Annotated in this window: 15 protein-coding genes; 4 read left to right on the top strand and 11 right to left on the bottom strand. The window is 70.5% G+C overall.

The features are described from left to right. Positions 1-48 precede the first annotated feature (48 nt). On the top strand, positions 49-450 hold the full coding sequence (locus AW272_RS14300; protein WP_066364489.1) for an ankyrin repeat domain-containing protein: 402 nt from the start codon (positions 49-51) through the stop codon (positions 448-450). On the opposite strand, the gene AW272_RS14295 is transcribed toward AW272_RS14300, so the two are convergent. Continuing rightward, positions 447-2,555 (bottom strand): ATP-binding protein, encoded by a 2,109-nt coding sequence (locus tag AW272_RS14295; RefSeq protein WP_066364488.1) that lies wholly within the window; start codon positions 2,553-2,555, stop codon positions 447-449. The genes AW272_RS14300 and AW272_RS14295 overlap by 4 nt on opposite strands. A 128-nt stretch (positions 2,556-2,683) precedes the next feature. Between AW272_RS14295 and AW272_RS43160 the strand changes: the two genes are divergently transcribed. Then, entirely contained in the window at positions 2,684-2,848 is a 165-nt protein-coding gene (locus AW272_RS43160; protein ID WP_169807547.1) for a hypothetical protein, read from the top strand. An 11-nt stretch (positions 2,849-2,859) separates the two neighbouring features. Here AW272_RS43160 and AW272_RS14290 read toward each other — a convergent pair whose 3' ends face one another. From AW272_RS14290 to AW272_RS14275, 4 genes are all read right to left on the bottom strand, one after another. Further along, positions 2,860-3,969 (bottom strand): terpene synthase family protein, encoded by a 1,110-nt coding sequence (locus AW272_RS14290; protein WP_157518541.1) that lies wholly within the window; start codon positions 3,967-3,969, stop codon positions 2,860-2,862. 185 nt (positions 3,970-4,154) lie between these two features. Beyond that, a complete protein-coding gene (locus tag AW272_RS14285) occupies positions 4,155-4,997 on the bottom strand; it encodes an ABC transporter permease (protein WP_066364484.1) in 843 nt (280 codons plus the stop codon). Continuing rightward, positions 4,994-7,561 carry a CocE/NonD family hydrolase gene (locus tag AW272_RS14280; RefSeq protein WP_066364483.1) on the bottom strand — a complete coding sequence of 856 codons (2,568 nt, stop codon included), beginning with the start codon at positions 7,559-7,561 and terminating at the stop codon, positions 4,994-4,996. The genes AW272_RS14285 and AW272_RS14280 overlap by 4 nt, the downstream gene beginning before the upstream one ends. Next, a complete protein-coding gene (locus tag AW272_RS14275) occupies positions 7,558-9,849 on the bottom strand; it encodes a beta-glucosidase (protein WP_066364482.1) in 2,292 nt (763 codons plus the stop codon). Before AW272_RS14275 ends, AW272_RS14280 begins: the two co-directional genes overlap by 4 nt. A 56-nt stretch (positions 9,850-9,905) precedes the next feature. On the opposite strand from AW272_RS14275, the gene AW272_RS14270 reads away from it, so the two are divergent. Beyond that, positions 9,906-11,027 (top strand): hypothetical protein, encoded by a 1,122-nt coding sequence (locus AW272_RS14270; protein ID WP_157518540.1) that lies wholly within the window; start codon positions 9,906-9,908, stop codon positions 11,025-11,027. Here the strand turns inward: AW272_RS14270 and AW272_RS14265 are convergent. The 6 genes from AW272_RS14265 to AW272_RS14240 form a co-directional block, all read right to left on the bottom strand. After that, positions 11,008-12,030, bottom strand: a complete 1,023-nt coding sequence (locus AW272_RS14265) for a CopD family protein (RefSeq protein WP_066364478.1) — start codon at positions 12,028-12,030, stop codon at positions 11,008-11,010. The genes AW272_RS14270 and AW272_RS14265 overlap by 20 nt on opposite strands. Next, on the bottom strand, positions 12,027-12,608 hold the full coding sequence (locus tag AW272_RS14260; protein ID WP_218010887.1) for a copper resistance CopC family protein: 582 nt from the start codon (positions 12,606-12,608) through the stop codon (positions 12,027-12,029). The genes AW272_RS14265 and AW272_RS14260 overlap by 4 nt, the downstream gene beginning before the upstream one ends. 181 nt (positions 12,609-12,789) lie before the next feature. After that, positions 12,790-13,428: a cupin domain-containing protein gene (locus AW272_RS14255; protein ID WP_066364476.1), complete on the bottom strand. Its 639-nt coding sequence runs from the start codon at positions 13,426-13,428 to the stop codon at positions 12,790-12,792. Continuing rightward, positions 13,416-13,613, bottom strand: coding sequence for a hypothetical protein (locus AW272_RS14250; RefSeq protein WP_066364475.1), 198 nt, complete (start codon positions 13,611-13,613; stop codon positions 13,416-13,418). The genes AW272_RS14255 and AW272_RS14250 overlap by 13 nt, the downstream gene beginning before the upstream one ends. Further along, the gene (locus tag AW272_RS14245; RefSeq protein ID WP_066364473.1) at positions 13,601-14,635 is read right to left on the bottom strand and encodes a Gfo/Idh/MocA family protein; all 1,035 of its coding nucleotides are present in this window, start codon (positions 14,633-14,635) and stop codon (positions 13,601-13,603) included. The genes AW272_RS14250 and AW272_RS14245 overlap by 13 nt, the downstream gene beginning before the upstream one ends. Positions 14,636-14,877: 242 nt before the next feature. Further along, positions 14,878-16,611 carry an alpha/beta fold hydrolase gene (locus AW272_RS14240; RefSeq protein ID WP_218010886.1) on the bottom strand — a complete coding sequence of 578 codons (1,734 nt, stop codon included), beginning with the start codon at positions 16,609-16,611 and terminating at the stop codon, positions 14,878-14,880. A gap of 228 nt (positions 16,612-16,839) precedes the next feature. Between AW272_RS14240 and AW272_RS14235 the strand changes: the two genes are divergently transcribed. Continuing rightward, the gene (locus AW272_RS14235; protein WP_066364469.1) at positions 16,840-18,135 is read left to right on the top strand and encodes an extracellular solute-binding protein; all 1,296 of its coding nucleotides are present in this window, start codon (positions 16,840-16,842) and stop codon (positions 18,133-18,135) included. The last annotated feature ends 12 nt before the right edge of the window (positions 18,136-18,147 follow it).

Raw genomic sequence — 18,147 nt, 5'->3', positions numbered from 1 at the left:
ATCGATTCCACGCCGTTTCGGGGACCCTACCGGGCGACAATAGGGCGCATGGAGCCGGATCAAGAACTCGTCGACTTCGCCACCCGGCTCTTCGGCTACGCCCGGGGCGGCCAGACCGAAGAACTGGTCGCCTACATCGACGCGGGCGTCCCGGCCGACCTGCGCAACGAGAACGGCGACACCCTGCTCATGCTGGCCGCCTACCACGGTCACGCCGCCACGGTGAAGGCCCTGCTCGACCGGGGCGCCGACCCCGGCAGGCCCAACGACAAGGGCCAGCTTCCGCTGGCCGGGGCCGTGTTCAAGAAGAACCACGACGTGGTCAGGGCCCTGGTCGAGGCGGGCGCCGACCCCCATGAGGGCCGGCCGTCGGCCGCCGACACCGCGCGGATGTTCGGCGACACGACCTCCCTGGAGATCTTCGCCCAGGAAGGACCACGCGGGGACTAGATGTCGTCGGAGACCTCGAGCTCGCCGAGGGCGACGGCGATGGTGTCCTCCAGCGAGAGCGCCTGTCCGGCCTTGAACACCCGTTCGAACTCCTCCACGCCCATGGTCACCTTGCATTCCTTGATGGTGCGCTTGAAATCCTCGCTCAGGAAGGGCGAACCGAGCTGGGCCAGTCCCGAGGCGCGCCAGTTGTGCTCCGAGGCGCCCAGCAGGTAGGCCGCGTGGGCGACCTCACCGGTCGAGGCGGCGTGGCGGGCCATCGTCTCCAGGGTCAGCAGCACGCCGGGCACGTCGTGGAAGTGGCGCTTGATCCGCAGCGCCTCACGGGCGCTGGTCTTGACCATGTCGGGCCGGCCCGTCTCCATCTCGATCAGCGCCTGGATCCAGACCGCGTAGGACCTGATCCACAGCTCACCGCGCTCGTTGCAGATCTTCAGGCAGTCCTGGACGAGTGTCTCGGCCTCCATGAAGTCACCCTGGTAGGTGAGCACGAGGGCCAGCTCTGCCACTGCGGGGAGCAGACCGGGGTTGAGCTCCCGGCCGCTCTTGTGGAACTCGATCGCCACGCCGAGCAGCGCGGTGGCCCGCTTGAAGTCGCCCTTCAGCATGGCGCTGGTGCCGAGCATCTTGGTCGCGAAGATCACCGCGCCCGAGTCGCCGACCTCCAGCGCCTCCGACGAGCACTTCTCGGCCGCCTCGGTGGCGCCGTCGTGGTCGCCCTGCATGTTGCAGACGTAGGCGAGCGTCCACAGCGCCCGGCAGCGTTCCTTGCTGGCCTGCCGCGACTGGCCCAGGGCGCGTTCCAGGTAGTGGCGGCCCTCGCGCATGAAGCCGCAGGCCACCCACATGAACCAGAGCGACGACAGCAGTTCGAGGCCGATCCGGTGCTCGCCGGGCGCCGACAGGCAGTAGTCGACGGCCGTGCGGACGTTGTCGTGCTCCTGGCGCATCCGGACGAACCAGTGCACCTGGCGCGGGCCCGACCAGGCGTGCTCGCCGCGTTCGGCGAGCTGGAGGTAGTAGTCGCGGTGGCGGCGGCGCAGGTTGTCGGTCTCGCCGAGCTTTTCGAGCCACTCTTCGCCGTAGTCGCGCAGGGTGTCGATCAGGCGGTAGCGCTGGCCCGAGACGGTGTTGTAGCTGAGCAGCACCGACTTGTCGACCAGGCCGGTGATGACGTCCATGATCCGGTCGGGCGGCAGCGTGTCGCCGGCGCAGACGTAGCGCGCGGCGTCGAGTTCGAAGTCGCCGGAGAACACCGACAGGCGGGCCCAGAGCAGCCGTTCGGCCGGTTCGCACAGCTCGTGGCTCCAGCCGATCGCGGCCCGGAGCGTCTGGTGGCGCGGTAACGCGGTGCGGGAGGCGCCCGCCAGCAGGGAGAACCGGTCGGTCAGCAGGCCGAGGATCTGCTCCACCGACAGGGCCCGCAGGCGCACCGCCGCCAGCTCGATCGCCAGCGGGATGCCGTCGAGCCGCACGCACAGCTCGGCGACGGCGGTGACGTTGTTCTCCTCGACCGTGAAGTCGGGCACCACGGCGGTGGCCCGCTGCCGGAACAGCTCGACGGCGTCGTTGTTGTAGGGCGACTCGCCCGGATCCTCGCCCGGCACCTGCAGCGGCGGGATCGGCACCACCGACTCGCCGGCCGCGTCGAGCGAGCGGCGGCTGGTGGCCAGCACCCGCAGGTTGGGGTTGCGGCTCTGCAGGTCCTCGATCAGCTCGGCGCAGGCCTGGACCATGTGCTCACAGGTGTCGAGGATGAGCAGCACGTTGCGCTCGCCCATCCAGTCGGCCAGGGAGTCGTTGCTGGTGCGGCTCGACTGGTCGGCGAGGCCCAGGGCGGTGCGGACCGTGTGATGGAGCATCGACGAGTCCTGGAGGCGGGCCAGATCGACGTACCAGATGCCGTCGTCGAACTGGGGCCGCAGCTGATGGGCGACGCGCAGGGCCGTGCGGGTCTTGCCGACCCCGCCGATCCCGGTCACCGTGACCAGGCGCGACTGCTGGATGCGCTGTCTGATCGTGGTCAGGAGCCGCGACCGCCCGACGAAGCTCGTGAGCTCCGCTGGAAGATTGCCCTCTCTGCGCCTACCTGCTGGGGTCGCCATGCCGCCTCACGGGGGGTGTCGCGTTCCGGCTCATACCTGCTCGGGCATCGTACCTTTAGCGGGATTTGCCTGTGTGGAAGGTGGTGGAGATACCTCATCCCTCCTCCGCCCTCGCTAGGCTGAGAACCATGTCCGAGCCGCAGCCCGATGAACTGCGCCCCGTCGACCTGTCCGACGACGGCCTTCCGGTGCTTCCCGACCAGACCCTCGACGACACCGACCACGGGTGGGGCGAGTGGCGGGGGTCCGACGACGACGCCCGGTTCCTCGAGGAACGCCCGCCCCACTGGTAGACCGGCGGAGGCTACCTCGTCGCCAGCTGGTCCCACCACCAGGTGATGGCCGGAACCGGTAGCGGGTCGAGGCGGTCGTCGGTGGCGTGGTCCTTCCAGCCGCCCGGCATCGTGACCGGAGCCGCTGCGACCAGGTCGGTCGGGTTGCGCGGATCCAGGTAACGGCCGGTGCTCATCGCCCAGGCCAGGTAGCCCCTGATCCATTCGCCGAGGCCGTGGACGTAGCGGTCGAGTTCGGGGGTGGCGTCGGCGCGGACCTCGTCGCCGACCTTCAGGAACAGGGTCATCACGCGGTCGCGCATGCGGACCGCCTCGGCCGAGGCCTCCTCGACCGATCGGCCGGCTGAGGTCAGCACGCTGACGAGGTTCTGGATCTGCGGGTAGCCGTAGCGCTGCTGGCGGTACGACTCCTTGTTGAAGGAGATCAGGTCGTTGTCCCACGCGATGATCGCGTTGGCCATCTCGGTGAGCGCCCGTACCCTCGAGTCGGCCATGTCGTCGGCGCTGACCTCGTATCCGGAACTGATGTCCACGAACATCACGCTGGCGCCGCAGGCGCTGGCGTTCAGCCACATGGTCACGTAGTCGTCGACGGCGGGTATCCGGTCCTCCAGCCGGTTGGCCGTCTCCCAGATCAGCCCGAACAGATACTTGCGCTGCTCCTCGACCCAGCGGGCGAGCTGGACCGGGGTGGCCGTCCGCTCCAGGCGTAAGCGGATGTCGCGCAGGCCCTCGGCCCACGGGTCGTCGGTGAGGATCCTCGCGGTGGGGGCCTCCACGATGCGGGTCAGTTTGCTGACGAACTGCACGAAGGCGTCGAGTGACATCTCGTGGACGCGTTCGTCGCAGTACATGTCGTCGAAGGTGAACAGCCAGAAGACGTAGTCGGCGGCGAGGCGGAGCCCTTCTCCGCGCCCGTGCGGCAGCGCCAGCGCGGCGCAGTGCCCGATGCGCTGCGCGGCGAGATATTCGCGCTGTTCCGGAGAGCGGAAGAGGCCGAAGTCATCCATCCATTTGACGGTGGCACGGTCCACATCGTCGGCTTCGGGGGAGATGGCGTAGGGGAAGGGGCAGTAGAACGAGGGGACGTCCAACCGGGGCGACGAAACGACGCTGGTCACGAGCAGGTCCTTCCGGTTCGTCTGGCCGGGCGCGACATAGGTGAGACGGCATTGGCACGGTCCCAGAGCGCAGGATTTCGGCCCGGTGAGATGTGTGGGCGTGATTGCGCTCAATTAAAGCGTCCAAGCTTAAATGAGCCTTTTGTCCCATCGATTCCTACACGAAATCGGAGGCCTGTCAATCGTCAGGAGACGACGTCCTTGCGGCGGAATCGGCGGAAGGCGAGAGCCAGCAGCACCGCCGCGTACGTCACCGCGACCGCCGACCCCTTGATCATGCCGCTGTAGTCGGGGACGGGGGCCAGGGCGTCGAGCCAGGCGGTGTTCCAGAAGGTCGGCAGGAACTCCCGCAGGCCGCCCAGGGCCTCCACGGCCTGCAGGATGGTGCTGACGATCACCAGGCCCACCGCGCCGCCCACGGCGCCCAGCGGCGAGTCGGTGCTCACCGAGAGCAGGAACGCCAGTGATGCGACGACCAGGTTGGTGACCATCGCGTACAGGATGACGATTCCGAACTTGGGCAGCACGTCGACGGCCGCGATGACCTCGCCGGTGCCGGGCACCCGCACGTCGTTCCAGCCGAAGGTGATCGTGCCGGCCAGCACCGCCATCACCGGCACCACCGTGACGGCGGCCGCCGAATAGGTGAGCGCGACGATGAGCTTCTGGCGCAGCAGCCGGTCGCGCGGGATCGGCGCGGCCAGCAGGTAGCGCAGCGACGACCAGTTGGCCTCGCTGGCCACCGTGTCGCCGCAGAACAGCGCCACCGCGACCATCAGCAGGAAGCTCGCGGAGACCGACAGAGCGAACGCGGCGAAGTTGAGGCCGCCCTCGGTGGCCAGGTCGGAGATCCGCAGGCCGCTGCCGCCGTTGTTGTTGTTCGGGCCGAACTGGAAGGCGATCACCAGGATCCACGGCAGCGCCGCCAGCAGCGCGAACATGACCATCGTGCGGCGGCGCCGGAACTGACGGACGAACTCGACCCGCAGCGGGAGCGTGCGCCCCGGGGAGTAGCCGGTCGCGGTCACGCTTTTTCTCCGATCAGGTCGAGGAACACGTCCTCCAGGCGGGTGGAGCCGTTGAGATCGCCGCGCTTGAGCAGGTCGGCGACCGTGCCGGCCGACACCAGGCGGCCCCGGTGCATGACGACGGCGTGGCTGCAGGTCTGCTCGACCTCGCCGAGCAGGTGACTGGACACGATGACGGTCCGGCCCTCCGTCGCGTACGACCGCAGCACCCGCCGCATCTCGGCGATCTGGGGCGGGTCGAGACCGTTGGTGGGCTCGTCGAGCACGAGCAGGTCGGGCAGGCCCAGCATGGCCTGGGCGATGGCCAGGCGCTGCCGCATGCCCTGCGAGTAGGTGCGGGTGGCCCGCTCGACGGCGGCGCCGAGACCGGCGATCTCCAGCGCCTCCTCCATGTGGGCGTCGGCGGCGGGCCGGCCGGTGGCCTGCCAGTAGAGCTCCAGGTTGGCGCGTCCCGACAGGTGCGGCAGGAAACCGGGACCCTCGACGAACGAGCCCAGCCGCGACAGCACCGGGGCTCCCGGGACGACCTTGGCGCCGAAGATCCGGATCTCGCCCGCGTCGGGGTGGATGAGGCCCATCATCATCCGCATCGTGGTCGTCTTGCCCGCGCCGTTGGGCCCGAGCAACCCGAGGACCTGGCCCTTCTCGACCCGGAACGACAGGTCGTCGACGGCCTTGTGGCCGTTCTTGTAGCGCTTGGTCAGCCCGGTGATGGCCAGCGGCACCTCGGCCAGCGCCGCGTCGGGCGCGATGTCGGCCCGGCGCGGACGGCCCGTCAGCAGGATGACGGCCGCCGCGATGATCGAGGCGAGCGGGAACGCCCACGTCCACCAGGCGGGGCCCGACGGCGGGGCGACCAGACCGGCGTCGACCGGCATCGTCAGCGTGGTCGAGCCAAGACCGACCGTGTGGACGCTCGGCTGCGCCGGCAGCGCGTAGGCCATGTCGGTCGTGGTGACCGACAGCCGCAGCACGTGGCCGGGCTCGATGCGCCGGTCGATCGCCGGGAGGGCGACCTTGACCGGTGTGCCCGCCGCGGAGGCGGTGACGCGCAGGGGCGCGGCCAGGCCGCCCGGGAGCACCGCGAGCTGTCCGGACGCGGCGTCGTAGAGCTTGGCGAACAGGGTGACCTCGCCGGCGCCGTACACCTTGATCTCGGCGGTGGGCGAGCCGGTCACGGTGAGCGCGGTGTCGAGCGGACGGGTCTCGAAGGTCGCGACCTGGCCGGGCAGGTCGAGCGAGGCGCCCGCCGAACTGCCGCCGCCACCGCCGCCGAGGAGACCGCCCAGACCGGGCACCGAGGAGATCGCGGCCGGGCTGCCGCCGGGCGGCGTGGCCACCTCCTGGTCGGGGCCGAGCAGATCGAGCTGAGTCGTCACGGTGCCGCCGAGCCCGGCGTAGGACGTCCCTTCGGCGTGCAGCAGGACGTTCTGGCGGGTGCCGGGGTCGCGGCCGCCGTCGCGGGAGACGGTGAAGGCCTGGCCGGTGGCCGCGCCGGTCTTCTTCAGGTAGGTGTCGAACCAGCTCAGGGTCTGGTCGAAGACGAAGTCGGTCTCGCCGTCGCCGCCGTCGTGGCCCCCGGCGATCCAGGCGACCTCGACCGGCGCGCCGGTGGCGGCGATGGCCTTGGCGTTGAGGTCGGCGTGGCCGAGCGGGAACAGCGAGTCGCGCTGGCCCTGGATGATCAGCGACGGGATCTTGATCTTGCCCTGGACCGAGACCGGCGAAGACTTCCTGAGCAGGTCGATCGCCTCAGGAGTGGCCTTCCCGGTGGCGGCGATCTGCTGGTAGACCGTGCAGATCGCGGGCAGGAACCGGCCGCACTGCGCCTGCTCGGGGGTGATCTCGGTGGGGGCGGGCTGCGCCGAGGAGCCGCCCAGGAGCCGCGCGAGGCCGTCGGCCTGGCTCGCCGGGTTGAGGCCGGAGCCTCCGGCGCTGAAGAAGATCCCGGCCCACATCTTCTTGAACACACCCGTGGCCGGACCGGCGCCGGACGCCTCGGGGAAGAGGGCGTCGGCCAGGTCGTACCAGGTGATCGACGGCGCGATGGCGTCGACGCGGGGGTCGTGGGCGGCGGTCATCAGGGCGATCGCGCCGCCGTAGGACCCGCCCGCCATGCCGACGCGCGGGTCGCCCGCCGCGTCGAGCAGCACGTCGGGCTTGGCCGCCAGCCAGTCGATGAGCTGCTTGACGTCCTTGACCTCGTAGTCGGGCGAGTTCAGCGCGATCTCACCGGTGGAGCGGCCGAACCCCCGGGCCGACCAGGTGAGCACCGCGTAACCCTGCTCGGCCAGCTGCCCGGCCTGGTCGCGCACGCTGTTCTTGCTGCCGCCGAACCCGTGACCGAGCAGTACCGCCGGCGCCCTGCCGCCGCCCTCGGGCGGGAAGTAGGAGGCGTCGATCAGCACCTTCTGGTCGTCGGCCGGGCCGTCGACGACGGGGATGACGACGTCCTCACCCTGCGGAGGACCGTCGGAGGGCCAGGCCAGCCAGGCGATTGCGGCCACGGCCACGAGCACGGCGGCGAGCACGGCGAGGCCGCGCCGGCCCCCGGGAAACGTCATATCGCGATCGTAGTGGCGCCGGCTGAGAGCCCGCTGAGGACCCGATACTCGCCGGGCACGGCCGCCCAGCCCTTTTCGGTCCAGATCTCCACGGCGCGGCGCGGGATCTCCACGGTGACCGAAACCGTCTCCCCTGGATCGGCGGCACAGGTGCCGAAGGCTGCCAGCCAGCGGGCCGGGCGGTCGCCGGGTTCCTCGGGGGAGAGGTAGACCTGCACGACCTCCCTCCCCGGTCGCGAGCCGGTGTTGGTCAGGGTGACGGTCACCGACAGGCCGTCGACGGCGATCTCGTCGTAGGACCAGGTCGTGTAGCCGAGGCCGTGGCCGAACGGGAAGGCCGGGGCGATCTCCCCACGGTCCCAGGCGCGGTAACCGATGAACCGGCCCTCGTCGTAGGTCAGCACTCCGTCGGCAGGTGTGACATTGATCACCGGGCAGTCGTCCAGCTCGGCGGGCCACGTCGTGGGCAGGCGGCCGCCGGGCTCCTCGGCCCCGGTCAGCACGTCGGCCAGCGCGTGGCCGCCCTCCTGGCCGGGGAACCAGGTCAGCAGGATCGCGGCGACCTCGTCGCGCCAGGGCATCTCGACCGGCGACCCGGCGTTGACCACGACGACCGTTCGCGGGTTCACCGCCGCGACCCGGGAGACCAGCTCGTCCTGGCGGCCGGGCAGCTTCAGGGACGTCCGGTCGAAGCCCTCGCTCTCGACCTCCTTCGACGTGCCGACCACCACGACGGCCACGTCGGCGTCGCGCGCCGCCTCCACGGCCTGCGAGATCATCCGGCCGGTGGTGGGCCGGGGTTCCCGGTGGCCGAGGGTGAAGCCGACGAAGACGGGCGGCACGGGCACGTGCCGGACGGTGTGGATCAGGCTGACCACCACCGGGCCCGGCAGGTCGGCGAGCACCTCGTGCTGGGGCGGGTGGAAGAACGCCTCCAGGGGGTCGTCGCCGGTGGGCCGGACCACGCCGTCGAACAGCGTCTCGCCGTCGGCCTCCAGCACGAAACGCCCGGTGCCCTCGACGGCCAGCGTGTTCCAGCCCTGCCTCGCGTCCAGGACGCCGCTGATCTCGACGGTGTGCAGGTCCTCGTAGGAGACCGGCAGCGTCCCGAACCAGACGAGCGCGCCGTCCCGGAGCGGGAACTCGCCGAGCACCTTCCCGTCGGCGGCGCGGCAGGTCGCGGTGGCCGCCATGACGGCCGGGTGGATCCTGCCGCTCGGGTCGGCGCCCCGGCTGAACGCGACGTCGACCCCGGCGGCGGTGAGGCCCTCGAGGGGCGACACGGCATGTTCGGGGAACACCATCGCGCTCCCACCGCCCATGATCCGGGCGTCGGCGGCGAGCCCGCCGATCAGCGCGACCTTGTGGGCGGGGGCGAGCGGGAGCACGCCGTCATTGGTCAGCAGGGTGAACGACCGCGCCGCGATCTCCCGCGCCAGCGCGACCCCGTCGGGGGCCTCCCGCGGCGAGAGGTCCACCCGGCCGAACAGCGCCTTCAGCCGGGCCACTTTCAGATCGAGCAGTTCCTCCGGTACGAGCCCCTCGAGCACCGCCATCACGAGCGGATCCCCGTAGACGCTCCCCGGCCCCGGCATGGCCAGGTCGAGCCCGCCGAGCGCGCACCTGACGGCGTCGCGGGCGGCCGTCCAGTCGGACATCACCACCCCGTCGAACCCCCACTCGCCGCGCAGCACCCCCTCGATCAGCTCGGTGTGCTCGCACATGGGGGTCCCGTTGACGCCGTTGTAGGCCGCCATCACGCCCCACGGCGAGGCCTTCCGCACCACCAGCTCGAACGGTGCCAGGTAGACCTCCCGCAGGGTGCGCTCGTCCACCCGGACGTCGACGGTCATCCGGTCGGTCTCGGAGTCGTTCGCCACGAAGTGCTTCACCGTCACGCCGACCCCGCCCGACTGCACCCCGGCCACATACGCCGCCCCGATTTCCCCGGTCAGCAGCGGGTCCTCGGAGAAACACTCGAAATGCCGCCCGCCCACCGGTGTCCGGTGCAGGTTGACGGTCGGCGCCAGCAGCACGTGCACGCCCTTGCGGCGGCACTCGGCGGCCAGCGCCTCCCCGGCCCGGCGGACGAGCTCCACGTCCCAGGTGGCGGCCAAAGCGGTCGGCGACGGCAGCGCCAGGGCCGGGTCGCCCGCCATCCACTGTGTGCCGCGGACCCCGATCGGGCCGTCGGAGGTCACCAGGGAGGGCAGGCCGGCCTCGGGCGCGGCCGGGAGGGTCCACATGTCCTGCCCGCCGATGAGGGCGGCTTTGTCATCGAGGTTCATTCGCTCACCTCATCTGTTGATTGCGCCGTGAGTAAAGGGAACGGCACAATTCGCGCGTGGCGACTGGAACAACGATGCTCACGCGGGTGCCCCGCCAGGTTGTGGCCTGGGGCCTGCCGCTTTGGTCGCGTGGCCTACCCGGCCGCCCGACCCCGCCCGATCTCTTCCGGGTGCTGTACACGGCCTGGCTGGTGGCGTTCGTGCTCAAGGTGCTGGGGGCGTCGTGGGACGTCTCGTGGCACTTCCGCTGGCTGCGCGACGACCTCGCGCCGCCCCATCTGATCAACACGGTCGGCACGATGATCGTGGTCGGCCTGACGATCGTGCACTGGTACACCGGTTACGGCGTCGACAAGGCCGCCCAGCGGCTCATCCTCTGGGGGACCGGCACCTTCCTGGTCGCCATCCCCCTCGACCTGATCAACCACAACATCAACGGCCTCGACATCACCGCGTGGAGCCCCTCGCACGCGCTGCTGTTCATCGGCACCGCGTTCATGATCGCCGGAGTGATCCGGGGCTGGTACGTCGGCGCGCCCCCGGGCCGGCAGCGGACCGTCGTGCTGGCGGCGCTCTTCGGGTTCTTCCTGGAGAACGCCATCTTCCCGAGCGAGCACCAGGAGTACGGGGTCATCGGCCTCGCCGCCTGGGTCCGGGGTGCGCCGGAGGCCGACACGGAACTGCTGAACTTCGCGGCCGACCAGCTCAAGCGGCCGGTCGACACGATCGCGGTGCAGAACTTCGCGCTGCCGGTGCCCGACCAGGTCTACTCGCTGTGGGCGGTGATCGTGGGGATGGCGATCCTGGTGGCGGCGCGGATGGCGACCCGCTACCGGTTCACCGCGACCTTCATCGTGGCCGGATACCTGGCCTTCCGGATGGTGATCTGGCCGCTGCTCGTCGGGACCGGGTTCCCTGGCTCGGCGATCCCCTTCTTCCTGCTCCTCGGGGCGATCTTCGTCGACCTGGCGTTCCTGGTGCCGCGGATGTGGGCGCGGATCGTCGTGGGCAGCCTGCTGGTGACCGGGGGCGCGTTCGCCGGGCTCTGGCTCCAGGACACCTACGTGATCGCGCCGCCCTACGCGCCGTGGGCGTGGCCCTATGCGATCGGCGGGCTCGCGGTGGCCTGGCTCGTCGTCGAACTCGCCGGGAAGAGGCTCAGCCGCCCGTCCGCGTGATGACCACGGCCACGCCGTAGGCCAGGCCCATCACGGTCAGCTCGACCGCCGCCCAGGCCGCGAAAGCGGTCGGGCGGCGGGCGACCACGCCCGGCAGCAGCCGGTAGCGGATGTTGGCACCCAGCAGGGCGATCACCCCGGCCAGCACGGTCTTGACGACCACCAGCAGGCCGTAGTCGGTCGTCACCAGCGAGGCGGGGAACGCCGCGGCGGGGGAGAGCGCCAGCTCGACGATCCCGCTGAACAGGCCCGACAGGCTCACCACGATCAGGGCCGTGGTGGCCATCTTGGAGAACCTCGGCAGGGTGCGGGCCAGCAGCTCGCGGTCGGCCACCAGCAGCAGGGCCAGCGCCAGCAGCCCGCCGGTCCACAGGGCGGCGCCGATGACGTGGAGCTCCATGGCGACCATGCTCAGGTCGTGCCAGTACCAGTTCGCGGCGTGCCCGGTCACCGGCAGCGGCAGCAGCCCGAACACCGCCGCGCCGACCCGCAGCTCGGCCGGGACCTTCTCGCCGAACCTGACCGCGAACATCCCGATGGCCGCGCTGAACACCGCCGCCGCCGCGCTCACCACGAGCCCCTGGCCCGAGCCGATCGCGTCGACATACAGCGGCAGGTCGGGGAAGCGGCCCGGCATCACCTCGGCGGCGCTCAGCAACGTCGAGGCGAGCGCCGCGAAGGCCCACACGACGGCCGAGTAGACGGCCCACCGGCGGGCCCGGGACGCCGCCTCCTCGGTGGCCTCGGGGTGGTCGAAGCCCAGCAGCTTCGGCAGGAGGCTGAGACCGACGGTGACGAGCGCGGCGACATCCAGGACAAACCGGGTCACGGGAAGGCCGAACTCGACCCAGGGGCCTGCTGTGGGCAGCCCGAAGGGGGGTTCCGGGAGCACGGCCCACGTGGCGACGACGAGAGCGGTCAGTCCCGCGCCGATCAGGCCCGCCAGCGGGAGGGCCCGCAGCCGCCGGTCGACGGCGGCGGGGCGGGCGGCGAGCAGCGTCATGCGGTCGTCCTGTCGCGGGCCGGGGCGGAGGGCCTGGCCGAGTGCGGGCGGGCGCCGTGGCGGTGCAGCACCCAGGTGGCCAGGCTCAGCATCAGCAGGGCGAAGATCAGCAGGCCCCAGACCCAGCTTCCGCCCGAGGCGGCCGGGATCGGCGCGGACACACTGCCCGGCGCGGGCGCGAGGGTCGCCGCGGCCCCCGTCGGGGTGCCGGTGCCCGCGTTCGTGTACGTGAACCTGATCGTCCCCGACACCGGGTGCCCGTCGTTCGAGACGATCTGCCAGCCGATGACGTACATGCCAGGAGAAACGAGGGGTTTCACCGTCGCGGTCACGACCTCGTCGCGGACCGTCAGACCCGCGTCGTAGCGCGCCCCGTCGGGCCCGGTGAGGGCCAGTTTCGCGAAGTCGGCGCGGACGGGCTGGTCGAAGGTCAGCGTCACTCGGTCGAGCCGGGAGACCGACGCCCCGTCGGCCGGATCGCTCGTCTTGAGGACGTTGTGGGCCGACGCGGGCCCCGGCGTCGACAGGGGCCACAGGAGGGAGGCCAGGAGCACCAGGCAGACGGTGAGAGATCGCACGATTGGCAGGGTAAGCCCGGGCCGCGTGAGCGTCACCTTTCTCACGCGGCCCGGACGCCTCGACGGGCAGAGTCGTTCCGCCCCGATGACCGTGAACCTAAGCCGCGTGATCAGGTGAGTCAATGCGTTCTTTTAAGAAAGTTTACTGATAGTACTGCTTTAAGCCGCTCTTAAGTCTCGCTTAGCCGGGATAGGTGAACTGGTGCCCGCACATGCCGTCGCGCGGTTCGCCGGACGCCTCCTGGATGCGGGCCTCGCGCAAGTAGTCGTAGTCGCCGCGCCGCAGGGACGCCAGTTGCTTCTCGGTGTCCTCGACCGCCTTCAGCGGGCCCTCCTTCCACAGGTGCTCGAAGTCGTCGAGCCGGCCGCCGACGAGCCGCACGGCGTGCTCGAGGAATTTCTCGAAGCCGGGCTGCCCGGCCTCCTTGAGCTGCCGGAAGCCCTCCAGCGCCAGATCGCGCCGCCAGCGCGGGGCCATCCCGGCGGCCCGCTCGTAGTCGCCGTTCAGCACCGCGTTGGGGAAGGTGAAGACGGCGTCACCGGCCTCGGGCAGGCCGCTGTTCTGCATGACCACGACGATCTTCAGGTCGCCGTCGTTGACGAGCCGGTGGACGGTGCCGGGGGTGAACCACACCACCGCCCCGGGTATGAGAGGGGTTTCCTGGAAGCCCTCCCAGGTCAGGGTCTGTACAGACCCGCTGCCGCCGACCACGACGTAGGCCTCGGCACACAGCGTGTGCAGATGGGGCGAACCACCGCAGCGGCCGTCGGCGCCGATCCAGTCGTAGACACTCAGGGCGGTGACGCCTATGCCGAACATGGGTGCTCCTTCACATACGCGATCAGCCGGGACCGATCCCAGCCCCCCGAGCAGACGACGACGCGATAGCCCAGCCGCATGCTCTCTTCACGCCGCAGGTTAACAACCTCGTCGAATGCGATCGAGGGGTTGACCGCAGCGAATGGGGTGATCGGCACGAACCGTGCGTGGATCAGCTCGTCCACGCTCCGCCGTCCAGCCGATGGTAGAAGGGGTCGTCCACGGTCAGTTCGGCTTTGGTCACGGGGCGCTTGCGGTGGGCCGAGGCGTAGATCGCCGTCGCCAGTTCCAGCGCCTGGCGGCCCTGGCGGGCGCTCATGGGCGGGCGCTCGTTCTTCTCGTACGCGTCCAGCAGCACGTCGAGCTGGGCGCCGTGGGAGCTGGGCTCGTCGTCGGGGGGCTGCCACAGGTCGGTCGTGGCGGTCCAGTTCTCGTTGCGGTAGCCGTACAGATGACGCAGTTCGACGGTCGCGTCGGCGAAGTCGAAGCGCAGGTAGCTCTCCTCCCGGCGGGAGAGCAGGCTCGTCACCACGGAGGCCAGCGCGCCGGTGTTGAAACGGACCGTGGCCATGGCGACGTCCTCGTATTCGACGTCGCGGTCGAGCGTCGCGGTCATCGCGCTCACCTCGGCCCAGTCGCCGAAGATCGAGAGCATGACGTCCATCTGATGGATCGCGTGGCCGACCGTCGGGCCGCCGCCCTCGGTCCGGAACCGGCCCCGCCACGGGACCTTGAAATAATCGTCGTCGCGATACCAGGCCGTCACGCACTGGGCCACCAGCGGCCGGCCCAGCAGCGGGGCGATCTCCTTCAGGTGCCGGGCGCCCGAGCCGAAACGGTGCTGCGAGACCACGGAGGCGTAGCCGGGCCCCTCGGCGGCGGTGATGGCGTCCCACTCGGCAAGTGAACGACACGCGGGCTTCTCGATCCACACCCAGGCGCCCGATTTGAGACATTCGATCGCCTGGACGGCGTGCCTGCCCGGTGGCGTGCACAGGTGCACCAGGTCCGGACGCGCCTGTTCGAGCAACTCGGTGACCGATCCGTAGAACCGCGGGATGCCGTGTTCCCTCGCGAACACGGCAGCTCTGGCCCGGTCGACGTCGGCGACCGCGACCACCTCGGCCCGATGGGCCTGGGCGCGGAGCGCCGGAAGATGACAGGCGCCGGCGATCCCTCCGGCCCCGACGACGGCGACCCGGATCATCCGGCGTACCTCCTGTTTTGTTTGTGACCCAGGCGGGCGCCCACGCTCCCAGGGGCGCCCGCCCGGGCGTCTCACCTCACGACCGGGGTCGTGAGAGAACGAGGGCGGGGCCGGGTGCTCTGTGATGCCGAGACATGCGGAAACCCCGCTTCCGAAAGTTTCACAAGATTACCGAGACTTTTCGTTGCGGGTAACGTAAAGGCTGCACGCGGCGCGCGTCAACGCCGAGAGTCGGAAAAGAGTCAGAGAACCCATCCGACGAGCCATGCGGTGAAGATGAGCCCGGTCGCCGTGGGCAGGATCAGCACCGCCGGGGCCTGGTCGCGGAACGCCGCCACCACCGACAGACCGGCCGACACCACCACGAGCACGCTCGTCCAGAAGATGATCGGCGGGATCCCGACGGTGAACGCCACCGGATCGTCGACCGCCCAGACGCTCCACGCCGCCACGGCGCAGAACAGCGCGCCGGCGAGACCGGCCAGCAGGCTCAGCAGCCCGCCCCGGCGCACCGTGATCGCGCCACCGATCACCTGGAAGAGCGACAGCAGCGCGAACGCGCCCAGCGGCGCCAGCGCCCACGGGAAGCCCGCGGCCGTGTAGGCGGCCGGGGTCAGGTGCACGTCGCCCGGCTCGACCAGCGCCCGGGGAGCCTTGGCCGGGTCGCAGGGGGCCGGCGCGGCCGGGTCGCGCAGGAACGCGCCGATCGTCTGACGGCCGCACTCGCTGACCTGGAACACGCCGTAGCCGACACCGGCGAACTCCTGGAACCGGGCGGCGGGCAGCTTCTCGCTCGCGGTCCTGACGGTCTCGGGGGAGATCGCGGGGTCGTACTGCCCCGCCAGGACGAGCACCGGGGCCTGGGTGAGCGCGCCCTCCTCGCCGGAGGCGGGCAGCCGCCACTCGGCGCACGTCGTCGCGTCGTTGAACACCGTGAACATGGCCCTGGAGGTGAACGTGTTGGCGGGCCACTCGTCCTGGCACTGTACGGCGTAGTAGAGGCCCCACTCGCGGCCGTTCATCGTCGAGGCGGCGGCGTCGACCAGGGGCGACAGCAGGTCGGTGTGCCCGTCGGCCAGGCCGTCGACCAGGGCCGGCAGGATCGGCAGCACCTCGGTGTCGGAGACCGACTCGGCCAGCAGGGTGGCCACGTCGTCGCCGCTCAGGGTGACCTCGACGCGGGCCCGGGTGAGCGGGTCGCGGGTGGCCAGGGTGACCGGCTCGGCGTTCAGGTTCTTGATCATCTGGTCGTACCGATCGGCCACGCCGAGCTGGTCGAGCATGCCGCGCAGGGCGGCCGGGGCGTTGTCGTAGGCGGCGTAGGCCTCGGGCAGGTAGGAGTCGAGCACGACCGAGGTGGCGCCGTCGGGGTCCATCGCGGCGGCCAGCAGCATCATGCGGGTGGAGTAGCCGACGCCGAACAGGCTCCACTTGTCGTAGCCGAGGGTCCGGCGCAGCTCGACCACGTCGGCGGCGATCTCCTGGGTGCGGAAGCCGCGCAGATCGGCGGTCAGCCGGGCCCGGCAGGCGCGGGCCGCCAGCGCCATGTCGCCCTTGGACGGCCCGGCGGTGGTCAGCTCCTTGACGGCCCCGGCGACGATCTCGGGACACTCCAGCCGGGGCTCGGAGTAGGCCCCGCCGCGCTGCTCCATGATCACGACGTCGCGGTCCGGCGCGATCTTCGCGATCGTCTCGGTCAGCTGGATGGACGACGCCCCCGGCCCGCCGTTGGTGAACACCACGGGGTCACCCGTGGGCGAGTCCACCCGGCGCACGGCGAAGCCCACCTTGATCGTGTCGCTCTGGTAAGCGTCCCGTCGTTCGGGCACCAGCAGGTAACCGCACGTCGTGTTCGCCGGGACGGGCGCCGGACAGGCGCGCTCCTCGACGGACGCGCGCGCCTGCGCGGGTGCTGAAAGTCCCATGAGCGTGACGGAAGCCGCGATCAGGCTCACCGCCGTCTTCCATCCGGGCACCCGTCAACCTCACTGCTAAATCCGCACTTGATGGGGGATTCCACGCTTTTTCGCGTGATCTCCGCCCGGACCACGGCAGAACCCTAGCGGCAAGGGCCGAGTAACAGCTCCACAACGGCCGTTGATCCCACGGAAAACGGCATGTAACCTCCCTGCCATCAAGGGAAACTATCGGAACTTCATCGAAAGTTTCTTGGAATGTAGTCCGGGACGGAAGGAACCACCGATATGTCGTTGACTCGACGCGCAGTGGTGACAGCGGCGGCGGCCGCACTGCTACTGGCCGGTTGTGGATCCGGAGACGAGGCGCCACCCGCTGCTGGAGGATCGGCGCCGGCGGCGCAGGAGAAGGTCGTCATCGACTGGTGGCACATCCAGAACATCGAGCCCATGCTGCCGGTGTGGGATGCGATGGCCAAGGAGTACATGGCCGCCCACCCCAACGTGACGATCAACATCAACCCGTTGGAGAACGAGGCCTTCAAGGCCAAGATGACCACGGTCGCCCAGTCGGGCGAGGGCCCGGACATCTACCAGACCTGGGGCGGCGGCGTGCTCCAGCAGCAGGCCGACGGCGGCATCGCCAAGGACATCACCGCCGACATCGCCGACTGGTCGGGCACCTTCAACCCGGCCGCCCTGGCGGCGTACCAGTTAGGCGGCAAGACCTACGGCGTCCCCTACGACATCGGCATGGTCGGCTTCTGGTACAACAAGGACCTCTTCAAGAAGGCCGGCATCGAGCAGCCGCCCGCGACGTGGACCGAGTTCCTCGACGCGGTCAACAAGCTGAAGGCCGCCAACATCACCCCGATCGCCCTGGGCGGCAAGGCCAAGTGGCCCGGCCACTACTACTGGACCTACCTCGCGATGCGGATCGCGGGCCTGCCGGCCCTCCAGGAGGCGGCGACCGCCAAGTCGTTCGAGAACCCCGACTTCGTCGCCGCCGGGCAGAAGCTCAAGGAACTGGCCGACCTCAAGCCGTTCCAGAACGGCTTCCTGGGCGCCCCCTACGACACCCCCGACGGCCAGGCCGCCGCGATGGGTGGCGGCAAGGCCGCCATGGAGCTGATGGGCCAGTGGGCCCCGACCGTCCAGAAGGACACGGCCGGTGACCTCGGCGAGGCGCTCGGCTTCTTCCCCTTCCCCTCGGTCGAGGGCGGCAAGGGCGCGGCCACCGAGGCGCTCGGCGGCGGCGGCGGCTTCGCGGTCGGCGTGGACGCGCCGAAGGAGGCCACCGACTTCCTGAAGTTCATCCTGTCGGCCGAGAACAGCCGCAAGGAGATCGCCACCGGCTCCCTCCTGCCCGTCGTCAAGGGCACCGAGGACGCCGTCACCGACCCCCGCGGCAAGATGGTCGTCGACGTGCTGGCCAAGGCGACCGGCTTCCAGCTCTACCTCGACCAGGCCTACCCGCCGGCGGTCGGCGCGCAGGTCAACGACAGCGTGGCCGAACTGATCGCCGGGACCAAGAGCCCCGAGGACACGGTCAAGGCCATCACCGAAACCGCGCAGTCGGAGTAGTCGCGGCGTGAA

This window comes from Herbidospora mongoliensis (assembly GCF_001570545.1).
GTDB lineage: Bacteria > Actinomycetota > Actinomycetes > Streptosporangiales > Streptosporangiaceae > Herbidospora > Herbidospora mongoliensis.
Note: the sequence above shows the minus strand (reverse complement) of the source record. Positions and strands in the feature narration are given on the sequence as shown.